This window comes from Mesobacillus maritimus (assembly GCF_019749255.1).
Lineage (GTDB): Bacteria > Bacillota > Bacilli > Bacillales > Cytobacillaceae > Mesobacillus_B > Mesobacillus_B maritimus_A.
In genome coordinates this window covers 44,149-63,636 of sequence record NZ_JACWFH010000014.1, presented here as the reverse complement: position 1 = coordinate 63,636, position 19,488 = coordinate 44,149, and the positions used below count along the sequence as shown (strand labels likewise).

The 19,488-nt window shown below is 38.7% G+C and carries 23 protein-coding genes; 8 read left to right on the top strand and 15 right to left on the bottom strand.

Features of this window, described 5'->3' with window-relative positions; translation table 11 throughout:
* The first annotated feature begins 166 nt into the window (after positions 1-166).
* Entirely contained in the window at positions 167-664 is a 498-nt protein-coding gene (locus H0185_RS13160) for a peptidyl-prolyl cis-trans isomerase (protein ID WP_221873959.1), read from the top strand.
* A gap of 105 nt (positions 665-769) precedes the next feature.
* On the opposite strand, the gene H0185_RS13155 is transcribed toward H0185_RS13160, so the two are convergent.
* A complete protein-coding gene (locus tag H0185_RS13155) occupies positions 770-2,155 on the bottom strand; it encodes a PhoH family protein (RefSeq protein WP_246629176.1) in 1,386 nt (461 codons plus the stop codon).
* A gap of 303 nt (positions 2,156-2,458) precedes the next feature.
* Here H0185_RS13155 and H0185_RS13150 point away from each other — a divergent pair, with 303 nt between their 5' ends.
* Positions 2,459-3,064, top strand: a complete 606-nt coding sequence (locus H0185_RS13150) for a YhcN/YlaJ family sporulation lipoprotein (RefSeq protein ID WP_221873958.1) — start codon at positions 2,459-2,461, stop codon at positions 3,062-3,064.
* Positions 3,065-3,225: 161 nt separating this feature from the next.
* On the opposite strand, the gene H0185_RS13145 is transcribed toward H0185_RS13150, so the two are convergent.
* The gene (locus tag H0185_RS13145) at positions 3,226-3,681 is read right to left on the bottom strand and encodes a pyridoxamine 5'-phosphate oxidase family protein (protein WP_221873957.1); all 456 of its coding nucleotides are present in this window, start codon (positions 3,679-3,681) and stop codon (positions 3,226-3,228) included.
* 131 nt (positions 3,682-3,812) lie between these two features.
* On the opposite strand from H0185_RS13145, the gene H0185_RS13140 reads away from it, so the two are divergent.
* Entirely contained in the window at positions 3,813-4,013 is a 201-nt protein-coding gene (locus H0185_RS13140; RefSeq protein WP_221873956.1) for a YlaI family protein, read from the top strand.
* Positions 4,014-4,160: 147 nt separating this feature from the next.
* On the opposite strand, the gene H0185_RS13135 is transcribed toward H0185_RS13140, so the two are convergent.
* From H0185_RS13135 to typA, 3 genes are all read right to left on the bottom strand, one after another.
* The gene (locus tag H0185_RS13135; protein ID WP_425515827.1) at positions 4,161-4,448 is read right to left on the bottom strand and encodes a hypothetical protein; all 288 of its coding nucleotides are present in this window, start codon (positions 4,446-4,448) and stop codon (positions 4,161-4,163) included.
* 14 nt (positions 4,449-4,462) lie between these two features.
* On the bottom strand, positions 4,463-4,786 hold the full coding sequence (locus H0185_RS13130) for a YlaH-like family protein (RefSeq protein ID WP_221873955.1): 324 nt from the start codon (positions 4,784-4,786) through the stop codon (positions 4,463-4,465).
* 81 nt (positions 4,787-4,867) lie between these two features.
* Complete coding sequence (gene typA, locus H0185_RS13125; RefSeq protein ID WP_221873954.1) at positions 4,868-6,703, bottom strand: translational GTPase TypA; 1,836 nt, start codon at positions 6,701-6,703, stop codon at positions 4,868-4,870.
* A gap of 122 nt (positions 6,704-6,825) precedes the next feature.
* Between typA and H0185_RS13120 the strand changes: the two genes are divergently transcribed.
* On the top strand, positions 6,826-7,011 hold the full coding sequence (locus H0185_RS13120; protein WP_221873953.1) for a YlaF family protein: 186 nt from the start codon (positions 6,826-6,828) through the stop codon (positions 7,009-7,011).
* Between the two features lie 27 nt (positions 7,012-7,038).
* Here H0185_RS13120 and H0185_RS13115 read toward each other — a convergent pair whose 3' ends face one another.
* Positions 7,039-7,842, bottom strand: coding sequence for an inositol monophosphatase family protein (locus H0185_RS13115; RefSeq protein ID WP_425515826.1), 804 nt, complete (start codon positions 7,840-7,842; stop codon positions 7,039-7,041).
* A gap of 210 nt (positions 7,843-8,052) precedes the next feature.
* Entirely contained in the window at positions 8,053-8,247 is a 195-nt protein-coding gene (locus tag H0185_RS13110; RefSeq protein WP_221873952.1) for a hypothetical protein, read from the bottom strand.
* Positions 8,248-8,417: 170 nt separating this feature from the next.
* Here H0185_RS13110 and H0185_RS13105 point away from each other — a divergent pair, with 170 nt between their 5' ends.
* Positions 8,418-9,038: a YktB family protein gene (locus H0185_RS13105; RefSeq protein ID WP_221873951.1), complete on the top strand. Its 621-nt coding sequence runs from the start codon at positions 8,418-8,420 to the stop codon at positions 9,036-9,038.
* 94 nt (positions 9,039-9,132) lie between these two features.
* Here the strand turns inward: H0185_RS13105 and H0185_RS13100 are convergent, their stop codons facing one another.
* Positions 9,133-9,405 (bottom strand): UPF0223 family protein, encoded by a 273-nt coding sequence (locus H0185_RS13100; protein ID WP_221873950.1) that lies wholly within the window; start codon positions 9,403-9,405, stop codon positions 9,133-9,135.
* A gap of 76 nt (positions 9,406-9,481) precedes the next feature.
* On the bottom strand, positions 9,482-10,444 hold the full coding sequence (locus H0185_RS13095; RefSeq protein WP_221873949.1) for an NAD(P)H-dependent flavin oxidoreductase: 963 nt from the start codon (positions 10,442-10,444) through the stop codon (positions 9,482-9,484).
* A 211-nt stretch (positions 10,445-10,655) separates the two neighbouring features.
* On the opposite strand from H0185_RS13095, the gene H0185_RS13090 reads away from it, so the two are divergent.
* On the top strand, positions 10,656-12,125 hold the full coding sequence (locus H0185_RS13090) for an aminotransferase class I/II-fold pyridoxal phosphate-dependent enzyme (RefSeq protein ID WP_221873997.1): 1,470 nt from the start codon (positions 10,656-10,658) through the stop codon (positions 12,123-12,125).
* Positions 12,126-12,203: 78 nt separating this feature from the next.
* Here the strand turns inward: H0185_RS13090 and H0185_RS13085 are convergent, their stop codons facing one another.
* Positions 12,204-12,326, bottom strand: a complete 123-nt coding sequence (locus tag H0185_RS13085) for a GapA-binding peptide SR1P (protein ID WP_221873996.1) — start codon at positions 12,324-12,326, stop codon at positions 12,204-12,206.
* A 208-nt stretch (positions 12,327-12,534) separates the two neighbouring features.
* Positions 12,535-12,834, bottom strand: coding sequence for a DUF3055 domain-containing protein (locus H0185_RS13080; RefSeq protein ID WP_221873948.1), 300 nt, complete (start codon positions 12,832-12,834; stop codon positions 12,535-12,537).
* 157 nt (positions 12,835-12,991) lie between these two features.
* On the opposite strand from H0185_RS13080, the gene H0185_RS13075 reads away from it, so the two are divergent.
* Both H0185_RS13075 and H0185_RS13070 read left to right on the top strand, forming a co-directional pair.
* The gene (locus tag H0185_RS13075) at positions 12,992-13,426 is read left to right on the top strand and encodes a DUF1885 family protein (RefSeq protein ID WP_221873947.1); all 435 of its coding nucleotides are present in this window, start codon (positions 12,992-12,994) and stop codon (positions 13,424-13,426) included.
* Positions 13,427-13,927: 501 nt separating this feature from the next.
* Entirely contained in the window at positions 13,928-14,323 is a 396-nt protein-coding gene (locus tag H0185_RS13070; protein WP_221873946.1) for a small peptidoglycan-associated lipoprotein, read from the top strand.
* A gap of 56 nt (positions 14,324-14,379) precedes the next feature.
* Here H0185_RS13070 and lpdA read toward each other — a convergent pair whose 3' ends face one another.
* The 4 genes from lpdA to pdhA all read right to left on the bottom strand — a co-directional run bounded on the left by lpdA (position 14,380) and on the right by pdhA (position 19,326).
* A complete protein-coding gene (lpdA, locus tag H0185_RS13065; protein WP_221873945.1) occupies positions 14,380-15,789 on the bottom strand; it encodes a dihydrolipoyl dehydrogenase in 1,410 nt (469 codons plus the stop codon).
* Between the two features lie 4 nt (positions 15,790-15,793).
* A complete protein-coding gene (locus tag H0185_RS13060; protein WP_221873944.1) occupies positions 15,794-17,089 on the bottom strand; it encodes a dihydrolipoamide acetyltransferase family protein in 1,296 nt (431 codons plus the stop codon).
* A 137-nt stretch (positions 17,090-17,226) separates the two neighbouring features.
* Positions 17,227-18,204: an alpha-ketoacid dehydrogenase subunit beta gene (locus tag H0185_RS13055; protein ID WP_221873943.1), complete on the bottom strand. Its 978-nt coding sequence runs from the start codon at positions 18,202-18,204 to the stop codon at positions 17,227-17,229.
* A 3-nt stretch (positions 18,205-18,207) separates the two neighbouring features.
* Positions 18,208-19,326: a pyruvate dehydrogenase (acetyl-transferring) E1 component subunit alpha gene (pdhA, locus tag H0185_RS13050; RefSeq protein WP_221873942.1), complete on the bottom strand. Its 1,119-nt coding sequence runs from the start codon at positions 19,324-19,326 to the stop codon at positions 18,208-18,210.
* Positions 19,327-19,488: the final 162 nt, after the last annotated feature.

The window sequence follows — 19,488 nt, the reverse complement described above, 5'->3', positions numbered from 1 at the left end:
CCGAGCATTAACCAATCTATCTATAAATTTTACCCTTAAGCATCCAAAAATGCAAGAATAATAAGGATTCAGAAAACTTATTCCCTCATTCTAGAAATAGAGATATGACATTTACAAAGATTAAAGATATACTTGGGAAGAACATTTTTTTATAGGGGGAAAAGGCGTGGAATTAATCATTCATATCACTGGTAAAGTAAACTATCAAATCACCCTAGATCCTAGTGTCTGGATTTTTGACGACCGAAAAGTGGATTTAGATACATATTTCCAAGAGAACAAAGATAAAAAAGATGAACTTGAGGAGTATACCAAATCTATTTCTAAACATTGGGATAGAGAAATCATGGAAGGTGCTGTGTTTCCACCGACCCTTAAAAGTGAACGGAAGTACGAAAAGCAAAGAATGATGGAAGGTACTTTCGGAATTCCTTTTGAGCCCTTCATTCTAAATGCAGAGCCACAAGAAGGCGCAAAGACACTCTTGATTGAACATAGTGAAGGAGCTACAGAATTACCTCTCAATGAAGCTTTAAAACTAATTCTTGGCTTCTCTAAAAATGGGAAACAGCTGACCGATGGTGGTCCTGTCCATGTTTATTACGGGGATGGTACAAACCAGCAAAGCCCACTAAAAGGGATAAAGCAATTTATTATAAAATAACTCTCACTCGTTTTTGTAATTCAAACTGGCTTGCTGATATCCGTTTCAAACAGCCATGTATTAAGAGAGCTAAAATAAAAAACAGGCGAGGAAATCGCCTGTTTTTTATTTTAGAATGTCTGCTGCTAATTGTGCTAGTGCAGACCTTTCTCCTTTTATTAATTTAACATGGCCTGCAATCTGTTGGTCTTTAAACTTTTCGACCACGTATGTAAGGCCATTATTATACGCATCAAGATAAGGATGGTCTATTTGATCGGGGTCTCCCATTAACACGATCTTACTTCTCTCTCCGACTCGTGTTAAAATGGTTTTTACTTCATGCTTGGTTAAATTTTGGGCCTCATCGATGATGATGAACTGCTCCGGAATGCTACGTCCTCTTATATACGTCAGAGCTTCAACCTCAATAGACCCCATCCCTGCTAATATAGCATCCAGTTCCCCTGGTTTTTTCGTATTAAATAAAAACTCAAGATTATCAAAAATAGGTTGCATCCACGGTCGAAGCTTTTCCTGTTTTTCTCCTGGCAGAAACCCTAAATCCTTTCCTACTGGTACGATAGGCCGTGCAACAACCAGTTTTTTATATTCTCCTAAATCCTCTGTTTGAAAAAGTCCCGTTGCTAGGGTTAGTAACGTTTTTCCTGTTCCAGCTCTTCCTGTCAACGTAACAAGTGGAATGTCATCACGTAACAATAGCTCTAACGCCATAATTTGTTGGACATTTCTCGCCCTAATTCCCCAGATTTGTTTTCCTTCTTGATCGAAAACTAGCTTTTTTACAAATTTCTTTTTCTTGTCCACCATTCCAATAGCGGAAGAAGAACTACCTAAACTGTCTTTAAGAATGACAAATTGATTTGGATATAACTTTGGTCCACTAATCTCCGTTAGCTCTAGTTCTCCTTTTACATAAAAACGGTTTAATAACTCTCCTGCAACGTATATTTCCTCAAACCCCGTATACAAATCATTCACTTCTATCACTCGATCACTCAGAAAATCCTCCGAGGCTAGCCCGATTGCATCTGCCTTTACCCTGACAAGCGCATCTTTACTTACCAAAATAACTGGACGACCGTCCTCTTTCGTTTGTTCCTCTAAAGACAAGTTTTTCGCAACAGCTAGGATTCGATTATCATTTGTCTTTTCAACAAAGACCTCTTGAAGCTGATGGAAGGAACGATGATTTAATTCAATTCTAACTGATCCGCCGTTATCGAGAGGGATTTTTTCATGCAATTTACCGGTTTCCCTAAGCCCATCAATAATTCTAGATACCTGCCTAGCATTACGCCCAATCTCGTCCATATTACGTTTTTTAGAATCAACTTCTTCTAGAACTACGGCAGGAATAACTACCTCGTTGTCTTGAAATGAAAAAATGGAATATGGGTCCTGTAGCAGGACATTTGTATCAAGTACATATATTTTTGTCAAAATCTTGCCTCCCACCTTCTTGTTTTTCTGGCGCCGCCAAATCACCATCAGCAGAGACTTTGGTAAAATATATGTTTTCCTGTATAAAGATAGAATTTATTTTACACAATACATGTAAGCAATACTTTTTTATTGTTGATTTTCGGGCGGTATTCCTACACCAAATGCTTTAAACAACTAAGAATGTACTGCCCGTTAATTACCTAGGGGCATTAGCCCCTAGAACTTTTCAACACCTTGCATCTGCGGGGTTGCAAGTACCTAAAGATAAAAAGGATCAAATTTAACTTTAAAAGGTTCTTATCCATCACATCTTTCACAAAGTAAATTTTTTCGGGGGTGTTCTAACAAGTGAAAAAAATCATTAGTTTGTTTTGTTTACTTTTTGTAATCACAGGCTGTGGGGCAGGGAACAATGCCTCCCAAGATGAACAAGACGATAGAGTCAAAGTGCAAAACAGCACAGAAGAAACCGTTAACCGCAAAGAAAGTGAAGACAAATCTAATCACCTTGCAGAATTGGCTGAACGGATACCTGAAGTGAAGGATGCCACTGCACTAGTCATTGGGGACTTTGCCGTTGTAGGAATTGATGTTAAAGATGATTTAGAACGTTCTGAAGTTGGGTCGATTAAATATGCTGTTTCAGAGAGTATGAAGGATGACCCACATGGTGCGAATGCAATGGTAGTTGCAGATCCCGACCTAACAGCTAGACTAAAGGAAGTTGCAAAAGACTTTCGAAATGGCCACCCAATCAAAGGAATAATGAATGAACTTGCTGATATAACCGGAAGGATTATCCCTGAGGTTCCTGCTGATAATCTTGAACCGCTCCCTAAAGATCCAGAGCCAACTGATAGTTCTAACGAGAAACTATCTGAAAAGGAAGAGAAACAGCTTGATAAAACCCAGAATCGTCAGTCTAATTATGAAAAAGAGAAACGGGAAAATTAATTTTATATGCCAACGTGGATTTTAACGCAAAATAAGCTGTTTCGTACGGTTTTCACGCTCTTTTCCATTATCAAACGGAAATCAGTAGTGAAACTGAGGGAAATCCCACTTATCTAAGCAAACGTTCAAGAAAAGAGACATTAAAAAGGCTTAGTCGCTGACTAAGCTTTTTTTAATGTCTCCATTACTTGTTGATCTAATTTTGTAGCTGCTGTCGGATCATAAATTTTATCATACATTGGCTCTGTAACAATTTTCGACCCATAGAACATGACGTCTCTCACTTCATCAATTTCCAGTTTAACCATTGATAGTTTTAGCGGGATTCCATCTATTCTTCCTGTGGTCACTTCTGCTTTTCCTTGAATGGAATAAGTGGACTCATTCGCAACAAGAGTGATGGCAACAAAACGATTCCCTTTAATATTTTCGATGATCCGCGAACGACTATCGGCAGCAAATAATATTGTTTTTTCATCCTTCGCTAACAGCCATGAAAGTGCACTGACATTTGGCCCACCTGTTTCATGGTCTATTGTAGCAATCGTAACATAACGCTCGGTTTGTAATTCTTCGAACAACTCTTTAATTAATTGTGGTTCGACTTCGTTTGCCATAAAACCATCCTCCTTACACTATCATCATCTTACTATGTATGCATTATCAGAGCAAATAGACAACTATAACTTCAAATCCAATCCATGATATACTATAAAGAATCATACGAAAGATAATTTGAGGTGTGAACATGAGAGTTAAATGTGTAATCTGTGACAAAATTGAAACCATTAATGATGAAACCCTTCAAGCAAAGCAACTAAGAAATCGCCCGATTCACACATATATGTGCAATGATTGTCATATACGAATTGCTGAAAATACTAAGAAACGAATTCAAACCGGACAGTTTCGTCTTTACAAGTCACCAGTCGAGAAGGATGATTGGTAGAAAGAAATGACTAACTAGCTACCTCAGGGAAATAGGAAAGGCCGCCTAAAAAGAGGCGGCCTTTCCTTTTTTGATGATTGAAACAAGTGTTGAATGGAAGAAAGCCACATAATGTACGCTTACCTTTTTTCCATCCCCTTGTCCATTCTATTTTTCTGGATAATTCACATATTTCTCAGGCTCATCGCTAATTTGATCTAACATGACCTCAATTAATTCACGTGGAAACCGATATGTTTTCTGTTGTTCATCACTTTTTACTGCAATATAGTACATGTCCTCATCCACCGTAACTTCAGGGCTCTTGATACCATTTTCATCTGCAAGAAGTTGCTCAAACATATTCATTGTATCCCTAGCCGCAGTATCCTCAGGTCTGGCATCGACAACTACCTTAATAGTTAGCCAGTTATAAAGTTTGTCTTGTAAAGACATCATCATCCTTCACCTCAGCTAACATCCATTTCTTGTTTTTGATGAAAGTGCCGACGAATCTTATAAATAATTAAAATTAACGCCGCGACAACAAGACCCTCTGCTATCGGAAGAAAAATACCAAGAAAACTCAAAAATGTACATCCAAAACCAAGAAACAAATAGATTAGAATTGATTTTCCGATTGGTAGCTTCTTAGCAAAGCCCATTTTATAAACGGCTATACTTAATAGAAGAATAGTCAAGTAGAGCATCCACATACCCAAGTCTGGATTTTCATCCACTTTGAAAAGTGCTGCAAAAAAAGTCAACCTCTGGCTAACATCTATACTACCCATCCTACTTCCCCCTACTTCTGCTCATATAAAAAACTTTTCATGGATAGGAAGGAAAAAACCTTCCCTTCCATGAAACGACTCTTATAATTCTGCGTATTTCTTTTTCTTAGCAACCCGTTCGCGCTCACTCTTATCAAGAACTTTTTTACGCAGGCGAATGGATTCTGGTGTCACTTCACAATATTCATCATCATTTAGGTATTCAAGTGATTCCTCCAAAGTCATAATTCTTGGCTTTTTAATGACATTGGTTTGATCCTTATTAGCAGAACGAATATTGGTTGCATGTTTTACTTTCGTAATGTTAACGGTGATATCATTTTCACGTGTATGCTCGCCAACAATCATACCTTCGTATATTTCCGTACCTGGATCAACAAAGATTGTTCCACGATCTTCTACTCCCATAATACCATAAGTTGTCGCTTTTCCGGATTCCATGGATACAAGAACACCTTGTCTTCTTCCACCCACTTGACCAGTTGCCATTGGCTTATAGCTATCAAATGTATGGTTGATAATCCCGAAACCACGAGTAAGTGTTAAAAATTCAGTCGTATATCCAATTAACCCACGAGCCGGTACATTGAATATTAAGCGGACCTGACCTGTACCACTGTTAATCATATCAAGCATTTCGCCTTTCCTAGCACCGATGGACTCCATAACCGCCCCAGTATTTTCCTCAGGAACATCAATTTGAACCCGTTCTACTGGTTCACAACGTACACCATCAATTTCTTTTACAATAACCTCAGGTTTTGACACTTGGAGCTCATAACCCTCACGACGCATGTTTTCGATTAAAATAGATAGATGTAGTTCTCCACGACCAGACACAATCCAAGCATCAGGAGAATCTGTGTTATCAACACGAAGACTGACATCCGTTTGTAATTGTGCACGAAGTCTTTCTTCAATTTTTCTTGAAGTCAAGTACTTTCCTTCTCTACCTGCAAATGGACTGTTATTTACAAGGAATGTCATTTGAAGGGTTGGCTCATCGATACGAAGAATTGGAAGAGCATCCTGATGTTCGATAGGACAAACTGTTTCCCCAACGTTAATATCTTCCATACCGGATACGGCAATTAAATCGCCCGCTTTTGCTTCTTGTATTTCTTCACGTTTTAATCCAAAGAAACCAAACATCTTTGTTACCCTAAACTGTTTAATAGAACCATCTATTTTCATCAAGGCAACCTGTTGTCCAACCTTCATTGTCCCACGGAACACACGACCAATCCCGATACGACCTACATAATCATTGTAATCAAGTAGTGCCACTTGGAATTGTAATGGCTCCTCACGGTTATCCACTGGCGCTGGGATATGCTCAAGAATTGACTCATAAAGAACTTGCATGTTTTCATCCTGCTTATCAGGCGATAAACTTGCAGTACCATTGATTGCTGAAGCATAAACAACTGGGAATTCTAATTGATCTTCATTCGCACCTAATTCAATAAACAAGTCAAGAACCTCATCAACCACTTCTTCTGGTCGAGCAAAGTCACGGTCAATTTTATTTACTACTACAATTGGTGTGATATTTTGTTCTAGGGCTTTTTTCAGAACGAAGCGTGTTTGTGGCATACATCCTTCATAAGCATCTACCACAAGGAGAACACCATCTACCATTTTCATGATTCGTTCAACTTCTCCGCCAAAATCCGCATGTCCCGGAGTGTCAAGAATGTTAATTCGAGTGTCTTTATATTTAATCCCTGTGTTTTTGGCAAGGATGGTAATTCCGCGTTCTCTTTCAATATCATTTGAATCCATTGCTCGTTCTTCGACATTTTCATTTGCTCGGAATGTGCCGGCTTGTCTTAGCAGCTCATCCACTAGTGTCGTTTTCCCATGGTCAACGTGCGCAATAATTGCTATATTTCTTATATCTTCTCTTAATTTCAAAAAAGTCAACCGCCTTTATCTTAAATATGTTATCATTTTTTTATAACTGAGTTATTATAACACAACAATAGGTGAAACCGTATATTTTCAAAAAATATAATGCAAGGGGATTGAAAAATCAAATGGGAACAATTAAATGGCCACTATTATTTTTAGCAATTGCGGCTGCAGTATGTATTATGGGGCTTGGAGTTGCCATCGGCGAGGAAAGTCTCTTAGGGGCTGTAGCATCCATAGTTGCTACGATTATAACAATGGGCTTTGGGTTTAAAATAAAGAAAAAACTTCGCGAAAGCGGAGAACTATAGAGGGCCGCCAACGCGGCCTTCCTCTTTTTACCATCTTCCATCCTTCAAATACCGGTGCATGATTTCGCTATGCACACCTGGTCTAGCCACAAACACTGAACTTTGATTCAACAAATCAAGAGCCTCTCCTCTTAAATCGGTTGCAATTCCACCCAATTCTTCAATCATAATGATTCCCGCAGCAAAGTCCCAAGGAGCCAGCCTAGGGGTGATATAGGCATCTATTCTACCTGATGCTAAATACACCATTTCTAAAGCTGCTGAACCATACGACCTTGTACCGCGAGCTTCCTTAACAAGTGGTGAGAGTAATTCAGGAGGGAGTCGACGATTCTCCGTTACCCAAGTAGCATTTAAGGCGATTATGGATTCTGAGACTGACTTCGATTCTAAGATTTGCAACTCCTCACCATTCACAAATACACCTTGCCCTTTCACTACATGATAGAGTTCATCTAGAACAACATCATAAATAAGGCCAATTTTCCCTACACCATCTTCATAAATACCAATTGAAATTGCAAAGTTCCGCTGTTGATGGATAAAATTCATGGTTCCATCAATTGGATCAATGATCCAGACCACTCCAGAAAGATCGGTTAGTTTATCTCCATACCCTTCTTCGCCGAGAATTTTATGGTCTGGATAGGTTGTTTTTATTTTTTCAATAAAATATTGTTCTGTTTCTTGATCAATATTCGTTACGAGGTCATTGGGATTCGATTTTGTCTTGATGTTTAATGTGTTGGGAAAGGAAGCGCGAATTCGTTCCCCAGCTTCTTTAATCCATTGCTTTGCATATGTATCAATCTCGTGCATATTCGCCATCATTCTTCCCCCTATTTTTTCATTTTCAATTCGGTTCTTAAGGTTAAATTTAGCTTATAGGAATTGTTGTGCCGCTTCAAGTATTTCCCTCTATTACACCCTATTATTAGCACAAAAACGAACTCCTTTATATATAGGAGTTCGTTTTCATTTTCCCCTGATGTTTGTTTTATCATGAATCATTTCACTATACCTTCGCATTTCACCTTGGCGTTAAAGAGCCTTTAATGCTACTAGCTCTTTGCGAATTCGTTCAAGATTCTTTTTACAAGCGGTTATCTTTGTTTTATTGGATTCTCCCATTGCTTCAAAAAGAGTTGCTAATTCATAATCCATTTCCAATCTTAAAACAGCTTTTCTTTGCTTTTCTCCTGGCTTTCCCTCCATAAAATCCATTAATTGTTTCAATTTTATACACTCCTTGGGTAATTTTCAAAATATTTTTATTTTTTATATTCTATGAAAAGATAATGGACGTTGCAACAAATATGTGCTAAAACCTAAAAGCAAATTCCTCGTACTTCAACATTTACTTCTTGTTTGTTACAATACTTACAAAGGTCTAGGAGGTTATAGAGATGGCATTTTCAGGTTTTACAAACGAAGACTTTAACGTTTTTACAATAGAGGGATTAGACGAACGTATGGAGGCCCTTAAACAACATATTCGACCAAAACTAGAGGATCTCGGAAAACAATTTACTCCAGAGTTATCAAGTCTAACCGGAGATGAGATGTTTTACCATGTTGCCAAACATGCTCGTAGAACAAAAAATCCTCCAAAGGATACATGGGTTGCCTATGCCGCCAATCCCCGCGGTTATAAAATGATGCCCCATTTTCAAATCGGGCTTTGGGAAACGCACGTATTCATTTGGTTCGCTTTAATATACGAAGCGCCTAATAAAGAAGAGTTCGGAAAAGTACTAGAAAGAAATGTCGAAAAGCTACTTGTTGAAACTCCTAAAGAATTTGTCTGGTCTACTGACCATACAAAGCCTGATGTGGTCGAACACAATGGATTATCTAAGACTGAACTTCAAAAGATGTTTAACCGTCTGCAAACTGTTAAAAAAGCAGAAATTCTATGTGGATATAATATTCCCCGGGAAACTGCAGTCCAAATGAGCCCACAGGAATTCGTGGATAAAGTAGACTATGTGTTTAAAACTTTAATACCCCTATATAAATTATCCTAAACGTTAAAAAACGGCCTTTGGCCGTTTTTTTAACGTTTACCTATAAGGCAAGAGAGAGTCATTGAGGCTTTCTTGTTCTGCCGGGTGTTTTATCCTATTTCATCTTTACTTTCTCGCCTGCGGGCGCCTCTTTGGCCTTTTTTACAGTTTGATAAGATGAGTATCCACTTTCCTCTTCAAATTGATTAAATAGTTTTTTCTCCTCAGACTTACTAGGAACAATTTCCTTAAAGCGACGGTAGGAGTCCATTAACATCTCCCGACTAACCCCTTTTTCATATGCATGTTCTACATGCTCAAAAAAATGAATGACGTCGATAATTTCATCCGTTGTCCAAGTATGGTCAATTGGGTATTGATATTCCATTTTATAAACACCTGCTTTTAATAGACTATATTTTTTGATTGTACACATAGATGCACTGCAGGTGCAAATAAGAAAATTATCTCATAGTCCACTTTTCTCTTATTCCTTCACCCTGTAGAATAATCCTTTCCACTAATTCCTTAACTGTTGGCACATCATTGATGAGACCCATAACTTGTCCAGCCCAAGCAAACCCTTTCTCTTCGCTTCCTTTATAGATATATTCTTTATTTGCCTCTCCACTAATAAAGTCTTTCAAAGATTCATAGTCTCCATATCTCTCTTCTAATTCCAAAATTTTCGATGTCCACTCGTTCGCAATCGCACGAGCTGGAGCGCCAATTGAACGTTTGATAATTACCGTATCATTTTCAGTTCCACTTACTAGCCTTTGTTTATACGCATGATTCGCATGAATACATTCCTGCGTAGCAATAAACCGTGTCCCCATTTCAATTCCTTCTGCTCCTAAGCTAAGAGCAGCCATTAGTCCACGACCATCTCCTATTCCGCCTGATGCAATAACAGGGATATTAACAGCATCGACAACACTAGGAATCAGCACCATTGTCCCAGTATCATTTTTCCCAAGATGTCCTCCACCTTCTTGTCCGACAACCATTACGGCATCAGCACCTAGTTCTTCTGCTTTTTGTGCTTGTCTTTTTGCAGCCACCAGCACTAATTTTTTTACATCCACTCCCTTTAGTTGATTAAATATTGGAGCAGGATTCCCTCCTGTCATTGTAATAACAGGTACATTTTCACTGATAGCTACATCGAGGAATTCAGAATATGGTCTTCCATGTTGACCAATCGCAAAATTTACCCCATAAGGTTGATTCGTTAATTCCTTTAGCCTTCTGATTTCTTTTCTCAACGCATCTGGACTTTCTAGTGACATAGCCGTAATTTGCCCAAGCCCTCCAGCATTACTAACGGCTGCAGCCAAATCGGAATAAGCTAGATAAGCTAAGCCCCCCTGAATAATCGGGTATTTAATTCCTAATAATTTTGTAATTTTCGTTTCCCAATTCATCCTTCCATCTCCTCTCTCGAATAGATATTCTCGATTTATGTGAAGTTTCCTTTTTATTCATCCACAACTTGGGAATAGATAAGAAAGAAGTTTGTTAACTCAACTAGTCGATTTTCTTTTCTATGCAAAGGATATGAATAATGCTATAATTCTTTTGTTTTTGGTAAAAATACGTAAAGTAATATGAAGTAAAGAGGTGTACCTGCTATTGTTGTCTCAGAATGAAACACCATTATTTAGTGCATTAATCCAGCATGCTAAAAAGAACCCCGTTCAATTCCATATACCTGGACATAAAAAAGGGACTGGAATGGACCCAGAATTCAGAGAATTCATTGGGGACAATGCTTTATCAATCGATTTAATAAACATCGGTCCACTTGATGATTTACATTCCCCTAAAGGAATCATTAAAGAAGCTCAAGATTTGGCAGCAAAAGCTTTTGGCGCTGATCATACCTTCTTCTCTGTCCAAGGGACAAGTGGAGCCATTATGACGATGATTATGACAGTTTGTGGACCTGGGGATAAAATTATCGTTCCAAGAAATGTCCATAAATCCGTTATGTCTGCCATTGTCTTTTCAGGAGCAGTGCCTATTTTTATCCACCCGGAAATCGACTCAAAACTTGGAATTTCTCACGGGATTACCACTGATTCCGTGGAAAAGGCATTAGAGCAGCACCCTGATGCAAAAGGTGTGCTCGTCATCAACCCGACCTACTTTGGAGTAGCTGCCGACCTGAAGAAAATTGTTGAAGTGGCCCATTCCTATGATGTTCCCGTTCTGGTGGATGAGGCACATGGTGTTCACATTCATTTTCATGATAACCTCCCGTTATCTGCGATGCAGGCAGGAGCAGATTTGGCCGCGACAAGTGTTCACAAGCTTGGCGGTTCAATGACGCAAAGTTCCATCCTGAATGTAAGGGACGGACTTGTTTCCTACAAGCGTGTTCAGTCGATCATTTCGATGCTTACAACAACCTCTACCTCCTATCTCCTGCTTGCGTCTCTTGATGTAGCAAGAAGAAGGCTAGTGACGGAGGGAAGGGAATTAATCGACCGAACCATTAACCTTGCTAATTCTCTAAGGGAACGCATCAACAAGATTGAACATCTTTACTGTGTTGGAGAAGAGATTCTTGGGACGAAGGCAACTTACAACTATGATCCAACAAAGCTCATTATTTCCATTAAAAACCTCGGTATTACGGGTTATGATGTAGAAAAATGGCTGCGTGAGAAATATAATATTGAGGTTGAACTTTCAGATTTATATAACCTCCTTTGCTTAATTACACCTGGGGATACACAGGCAGAAGGCGATTTGCTTGTTAAAGCGCTAGAAGAGCTTTCAGCGGAGTTTCATGAACGTGCAGAAAGAATCCACGCACAGGTCATGCTCCCAGATATCCCTTTGCTGGCATTAACGCCTAGGGATGCCTTTTATTCCGAAACCGAAGTCATCCCATTTGCTGAATCAGAAGGTAGAATTATTGCAGAATTTGTTATGGTCTATCCTCCAGGGATTCCAATTTTTATTCCTGGTGAAATTATTACGGAAGAAAATCTTCGTTATATAAAAATGAATATGGAAGCGGGTCTCCCTGTTCAAGGTCCAGAAGATGACAGTCTAAAGATGATCCGTGTGATAAAAGAACATAAAGCGATTAGGTAATTAGTTAATTTCTGAGTTACTACGAATAACAAAAAAAGAGGGTATGCGGACGAACATCCGCATACCCATTTTATATGGTTACTTTTCTTGTTTATAATCTTTTTGGTGGCAGCTACAATTGTTTGAATAAAGAACCGTAACTTTTTCATCCTCAAAATGTTCAATTGTTGAGTTGCAAGTTTGACATACGATTGTTCCCATCATTTCAAACCCCTTTTCCCACATTTTTAATTAGTTGAAAGCGCTTATAAAGTATCTAAATCAATAATAATATAACACTATTAAAAATTCAAGCCTTATTTGTATAACACATTAATGTTTTTTTCTTTATTATTAGACAAAAATCATAAGAATATATCTATTTATTACTCATAAGAAAAACCAGGCCTAAACAAGACCTGGTTTCTTTCTACTCATATTGTGGTTGAAACGGAATAATCGGAAGTTCAGACTGAAAAAATTCAGCTAGATCAGCTGCTTGTTTGGTTTCCTTAATGTGGAATGCCTTTTGTAGATACTCAATATTATCAAGGTCGGCCGGGTCGAGGAGGGCTGACCGTCCAGTTTGCATACAGACGATTAGCGGTTTACCGAAGAAAAAATTTGTATAAATGACACCAAAATCATAACGTGTATCTTCTGTAGTGAATCCTGTGAATCTTACTTGTACCTTTTCATGTTCATCATATAATTTTTCGAACAAACCCATCAATCATCTCCTCCTTTATTTGAATCTTAAGAAAATTATAAACTAAGTGATTTTATTATTCAAGGTGACTCACCTTTAAATTGTTACAATCTGTTGTCGCTTATTTTCCCAGATGCTATCATGATAGTGATAGATTAGAATATTAGGGGGTTGGACCATGGCTGAAAATGCGTATATTAAACTAGTCCCGTCATCGAGTCAACAAACAATTACTACTGACGAGATTAAATCTTTGTTTTCCTACTATAAAGAAATAACAGCAAAAACAGGAACCCAATTAGATTGGGACTATGAGTACTCCGCTTTCCCTTATGAAATAAAGGAAACAGCAGATGGTGAAGGCATCTGGTTTTACCTTAAATCAGATCATGATCGCTACAATGCGATTGCTTTAGGAATTGACCGCGAAACGATTGTTGATGAAGATGGAAATCAACGAGATCAAATGTACATACAAATAACACTGCCTGATAGTGCAACACACGGAGACAAAGGAAAAGCAAATGAGTTCTGCAAATTTCTGGGTAAAAAACTCAAAGGTGAACTTCATCTTTTCAATGGGAGAATTATGTATTACTACCCAAGGAAGTGAAAGCAAATGACCTCACAGTGAGGTCATTTTTTATGCCTTTAATAAGGAAAATTAAAATAGAGCCATCACGAGGTAAAAGGAAACATATATACTCAAACTCATTAATGTAGTAAATAAGGTTTTTGGGATTGATTTTATAATATAATTTCCACTTTTGATTGCAAGATAAAGAAATATCATAAACATCATTCCATTATATAAAGGATGGTCATGCTTTGATAACCATTCTGTAAAAGTATAGCCACTCCAAATTCCCCATTGGAGTAAAAGGACCAAGTAAATTTTCAAATTTCTCCACCACCATTTAGCAGATGCCATCCCTTCATTTATACCCCTTCATTAACAGTATATGTTAGGAATTTGGGGTTATTTTTCATTTCTATAACATTTGAATGACAGACCGAATTTTCGGAAAATCCTGTGATAAAATGACGTTAACAGATATGGATCGTTCTTTCATTGCAGCTGAATTAAAGAAATCTCGTAAAGTGAGGGAAGAAGATGAAAGGCCTGTCAATGATTTTAACAGCTACTTTCCTGATATTCACATCTTCCTGTAGCAGTACAAACAAATACGAGGAATTAGGATTGGAGTATGATGTAAAACAAATTATTTTCTTTTCCGATGATGCAAATTACAATTATGAAGCACCTTATTATGATGCTATTATTGAATTAAAGCGGGAATTCCCCGAAGAGTTTAAGGATATGATGGTTTTATCAGGGAATAAAGCTAGCAAGTACGACAGTCTTCTAAAAGTAGAAAAACAACCAGCTTTAGTTATTTTTTATCAAGATAAAGTGGCAGTAAAGATTCATGGATTCGTTTCAAAAGATGAAATCATCAAGCCGATAACCGATTTTCTTTCGAAAGATGAGCTTGCTACAACACACTAAATTTAGGTACAAAGAAAAGCCCTTCCCGATTTACGGGAAGGGCTTTTGGTTAAAAATTATTTAATGATATGGATTGGGTTCCCCAATGCTACTTCAGCAGCTTCCATCGTAATTTCACCTAAAGTTGGATGAGCGTGGATGGTCATTGCTAAGTCTTCAGCTGTCATACCAGTTTCAATCGCTAATCCTAATTCAGCAATCATATCAGATGCCCCTGCTCCGGCAATTTGAGCACCAATGATCAGGCCATCTTCTTTTCTTGTAACAAGTTTCATAAATCCATCAGATTCATTCAAAGAAAGAGCGCGTCCGTTTGCTGCAAATGGGAATTTAGCAGCAACTATATCGATGCCTTCTTCTTTAGCCAACGCCTCTGTATATCCAACTGAAGCCAATTCAGGATCAGAGAATACAACAGCAGGAATTCCAAGATAATCAATCTCTGAAGCATGTCCAGCAATCGCTTCTGCCGCAATTTTACCTTCATAAGAAGCTTTATGTGCAAGTGGTGGTCCAGGAACGATATCACCAATAGCATAAATATTGCTGATATTGGTTCTGCATTGCTTATCCACTTTAATAACGCCGCGCTCACCAATTTCGATTCCTACCTGCTCAAGACCCATTTCTTCAGTATTCGGCTTACGTCCAATCATGACAAATACATAATCAGCATCAACGCTCTTCGCTTCGCCTTTTACCTCATAATTAACAGTTACGCCATCTTCTCTTTCCTCTACATTCTTAGCAAGGGCATTCGTGATAACTTCTGCACCTTTCTTCTTAAGCTTACGCTTAACAAGGGATGACATTTGCTTCTCAAATCCATTAAGAATCTCGTCAGTTCCTTCAAGAATGGTTACCTTAGTACCAAAGCTTGCATATGCACCACCAAGTTCAGTACCGATATATCCACCGCCAATGACCACAATACTCTCAGGAAGCTCTTTTAGGTTTAAAGCACCTGTAGAATCAAGGATTCGCTTAGAATATTTGAATGCAGGTATTTCTAAAGGAGTAGAACCTGTTGCGATAATTGCATTCTTAAATGTATAAGATTGAGATGAGTTATCATCCATTACGCGTAAAGTGTTAGCATCTACGAAAAATGCTTCTCCCTTAACGATATCTACCTTATTCCCTTTTAGCAAACCTTCAACGCCGCCAGTTAATTTCTTAACAACGCCTTCTTTAAACTTTTGAACTTTAGAAAAGTCTAAAGTAACATTCTCAGCAACGACACCCATATCCTCTGAATGCTTTGCATTTTCAAAGCGGTGGCCAGCAGAGATTAGCGCTTTAGAAGGGATACATCCAACATTTAAACAAACTCCTCCAACTGTACCTCTCTCAACGATTGTTACTTTTTGACCTAATTGAGCTGCACGAATTGCTGCTACGTACCCACCAGGGCCCGCACCAATTACTATAGTATCTGTTTCAATCGGAAAATCTCCAACTACCATTTTTTTACGCCTCCATTAGCAATAATTCTGGATCGTTCAATAAACGTTTAATATGATTCATTGCATTTTGAGCTGTTGCACCGTCAATCATACGATGGTCAAAGCTTAAAGATAAAGCAAGAACTGGAGCAGCTACAATTTCTCCATCTTTTACAATTGGCTTCTCAGCAATACGGCCAATACCAAGAATAGCTACTTCTGGATGGTTAATAACTGGAGTGAACCATTGTCCACCAGCAGAACCAATGTTACTAATTGTGCATGATGCACCCTTCATTTCATCTGGAGCTAATTTACCATCACGAGCTTTCACTGCTAACTGATTAATTTCATCAGAAATTGTAAAGACAGATTTTCTATCTGCATCTTTTACAACTGGTACAAGTAAACCTTTTTCAGTATCTGCTGCAATACCAATATTATAGTAGTGCTTATGAACAATTTCACTTGTTGCATCATCTAGTGAAGTGTTTAATGCTGGGTACTCACGTAATGCACTTGTCAAAGCTTTTACTACATATGGTAAGAATGTAAGCTTAATTCCTTTTTGAGCAGCCACTTCTTTGAAATTCTTACGATGTGCCACAAGCTTTGCCACATCGATTTCATCCATTAGAGTAACGTGTGGAGCTGTGTGTTTAGAATTAACCATCGCTTTAGCAATTGCCTTACGAATTCCACTCATTTTTTCACGAGTCTCTGGATATTGTCCTTGTGGAATTGGTTGTGGTGCTGCCGCTTTTTCAGCCACTGGAGCTTCTGTTTGTTGAGCAGCTGGTGCCTCAGTTGCAGCTCCACCATTTTTGAACTGGTCAATATCTTCTTTTAACACTCGACCATTTTTCCCAGAACCTGATACTTGACGAATATCCACACCATTATCACGAGCATATTTACGTACAGATGGCATTGCGATCACTCGACGGTTTGGATCTACTTCTACTTCATCTCCTGATGTTGCTTCGCCTGTTGGTACTTTTGGCTGTTCTGTTGCCGCCTCAGTCTTCGCTTCTTCAGCAGGGGCGTCCTCGTCATCACCCTTGAACTTCAAGTTTTCATAACCTGGTGCATCAAACGAAATCAAGGTTTGTCCTACAGTTGCAACAGTACCTTCTTCAACATGAATTTCTTCTACTGTTCCCGCAACTGGAGAAGGAATTTCTACGACTGCTTTATCATTTTGCACTTCACAAAGAACGTCATCTTCCTGAACTTTGTCACCGGCTTTTACAAACCACTTGACGATTTCTCCTTCATGAATACCTTCACCGATATCTGGCATTTTAAATTGGAATGACACTGATATCACCCTCCTATTAGTTAGAGTGTAAGCACCATAAAAAAGGCTATCGGATTCTAGTCCTAGCAAACCTATTCATGGTACTGACACTTGATAAATCTAAGTTGTATTGTATTTACATTATTCGCGTTTACGTATTAAAAAGTTAGGACTTTCTTTGCTGTTTCAATAACATCTTTGTAATTTGGTAACCAAACTGTTTCCGCTTGTGGGAACGGGAAGACAGTATCAGGTGCAGCTACACGTAATACAGGTGCTTCCAATGTAAGAATGGCACGATCATTAATTTCTGCAACAACATTAGCTGCAACACCAGCTTGTTTTTGTGCTTCTTGAACAACAATTGCACGGCCTGTTTTTTCAACAGAAGCAATAATTGTCTCCATATCAAGTGGACTAACTGTACGTAGGTCAATTACCTCAGCGGAATAACCTTCTTTTTCAAGCTCTTCTGCAGCTTTTAAGGATTCATGTACCATTGCACCATAAGTGACAATCGTTACATCGGTTCCTTCACGCTTCACATCCGCTTTTCCTAGTGGAATTGTATATTCTCCCTCAGGAACTTCTTGACGGAATGAACGATATAATTTCATATGCTCAAGGAAAACGACCGTGTCATTGTCACGGATTGATGAAATAAGAAGTCCTTTCGCATCATATGGAGTTGAAGGAATGACAACCTTAACTCCAGGTGTTTGAGCCATAAGTCCTTCTAAACTATCCGCGTGCATATCAGGAGTATGTACTCCTCCACCAAATGGTGAGCGAATGGTTACAGGAGAAGTATATCTGCCACCAGAACGATAACGCATACGAGCTAACTGACCGGCAATAGAATCAAACACTTCAAACACAAAACCAAAGAATTGAATTTCAGGTACTGGACGGAACCCTTGTAGAGCTAGTCCAACAGCTAATCCACCAATTCCGGATTCTGCTAGTGGAGTATCAAACACACGATCTTCTCCGAATTCTTTTTGAAGGCCTTCAGTTGCACGGAATACGCCGCCATTTACGCCCACATCTTCACCGAATACTAACACATTCGGATCATTTCCCAATTCTGTGCGCAGTGCATCAGTAATTGCTTGAATCATTGTCATTTGCGCCATGGCTTACTTCGACTCCTTTGCTTTGTACATTTCATATTGTTCTTTTAAGTTTTGAGGCATCTCTTCTTCATACATAATTGACATTAAATCCGTAACCTTTTGCTTAGGTGCGGCATCAGCCGTTTTAATAGCTTCTTTAATGTCTTCTTTAGCCTTTTCGATTACCTCAGTTTCTTGTTCTTCGCTCCAGATACCTTTCTTCTCAAGGAACTTACGGAAACGAACAAGTGGATCTTTCTTCTCCCATTCATTATCAAGGTCTGCCGTACGATAACGAGTTGGATCGTCACCAGCCATTGTGTGTGGACCATAACGGTATGTTAACGTCTCAATAAGTGTCGGTCCTTCACCATTAATTGCACGTTCACGAGCTTGACGAGTCGCAGCATAAACTGCTAACGGGTCCATTCCATCAACTTGAACTCCCGGGATTCCAGCAGCAACAGCCTTTTGAGCCAATGTTTTTGCTGCAGTTTGTTTTTCTACAGGCGTAGAAATTGCAAACTGATTGTTTTGCACAACAAAAATGGCCGGAGCTTTGTATGCACCCGCAAAGTTGATTCCTTCATAGAAATCACCTTGAGATGTACCACCATCACCTGTGTAAGTAATTGCAACCGATTTAGCTCCACGCTTCTTCATTCCAAGTGCAACTCCAGCAGTTTGTACATACTGAGCACCAATGATGATTTGCGGATGAAGTACATTTACACCCTCAGGAATATTCATTCCTTCAAAATGACCTCTTGACCATAGGAAAGCTTGGGACAATGGGAGACCATGCCAAATGATTTGTGGAACATCACGATACCCAGGAAGAATAAAGTCTTCTTTCTCTAAAGCAAACTGAGTAGCCAATTGGGAAGCTTCTTGTCCAGCAGTAGGAGCATAGAAACCTAAACGCCCTTGACGGTTTAAGGAAATAGAACGTTGATCTAAAATCCTTGTGTATACCATTCTCTTCATTAATTCTTGGAGTTGTTCATCCGAAATATCCGGCATTGCAGCTTCGTTGACTACTTCTCCTTCTTCATTCAAAATTTGCAGTGTCTCAAACTGGTCTTCAATTTTACTTAGATTCGCAACAGAATCAAGTGGAGTAGTTTTTGTTTTCGATGCCATCTATCGTCACCTCTTCCTTTCTTATACACAATTTAATTATTATCCATAATAGAGTACCCAAAAGCAGGTGAAACTTCCCTTTTGGAGTTGAAATTATTTTGTTCGAGTTCAATAAATGAACGGCTGTTGATTTGGTCGGACAGAACTCGCTGCACAACTAAA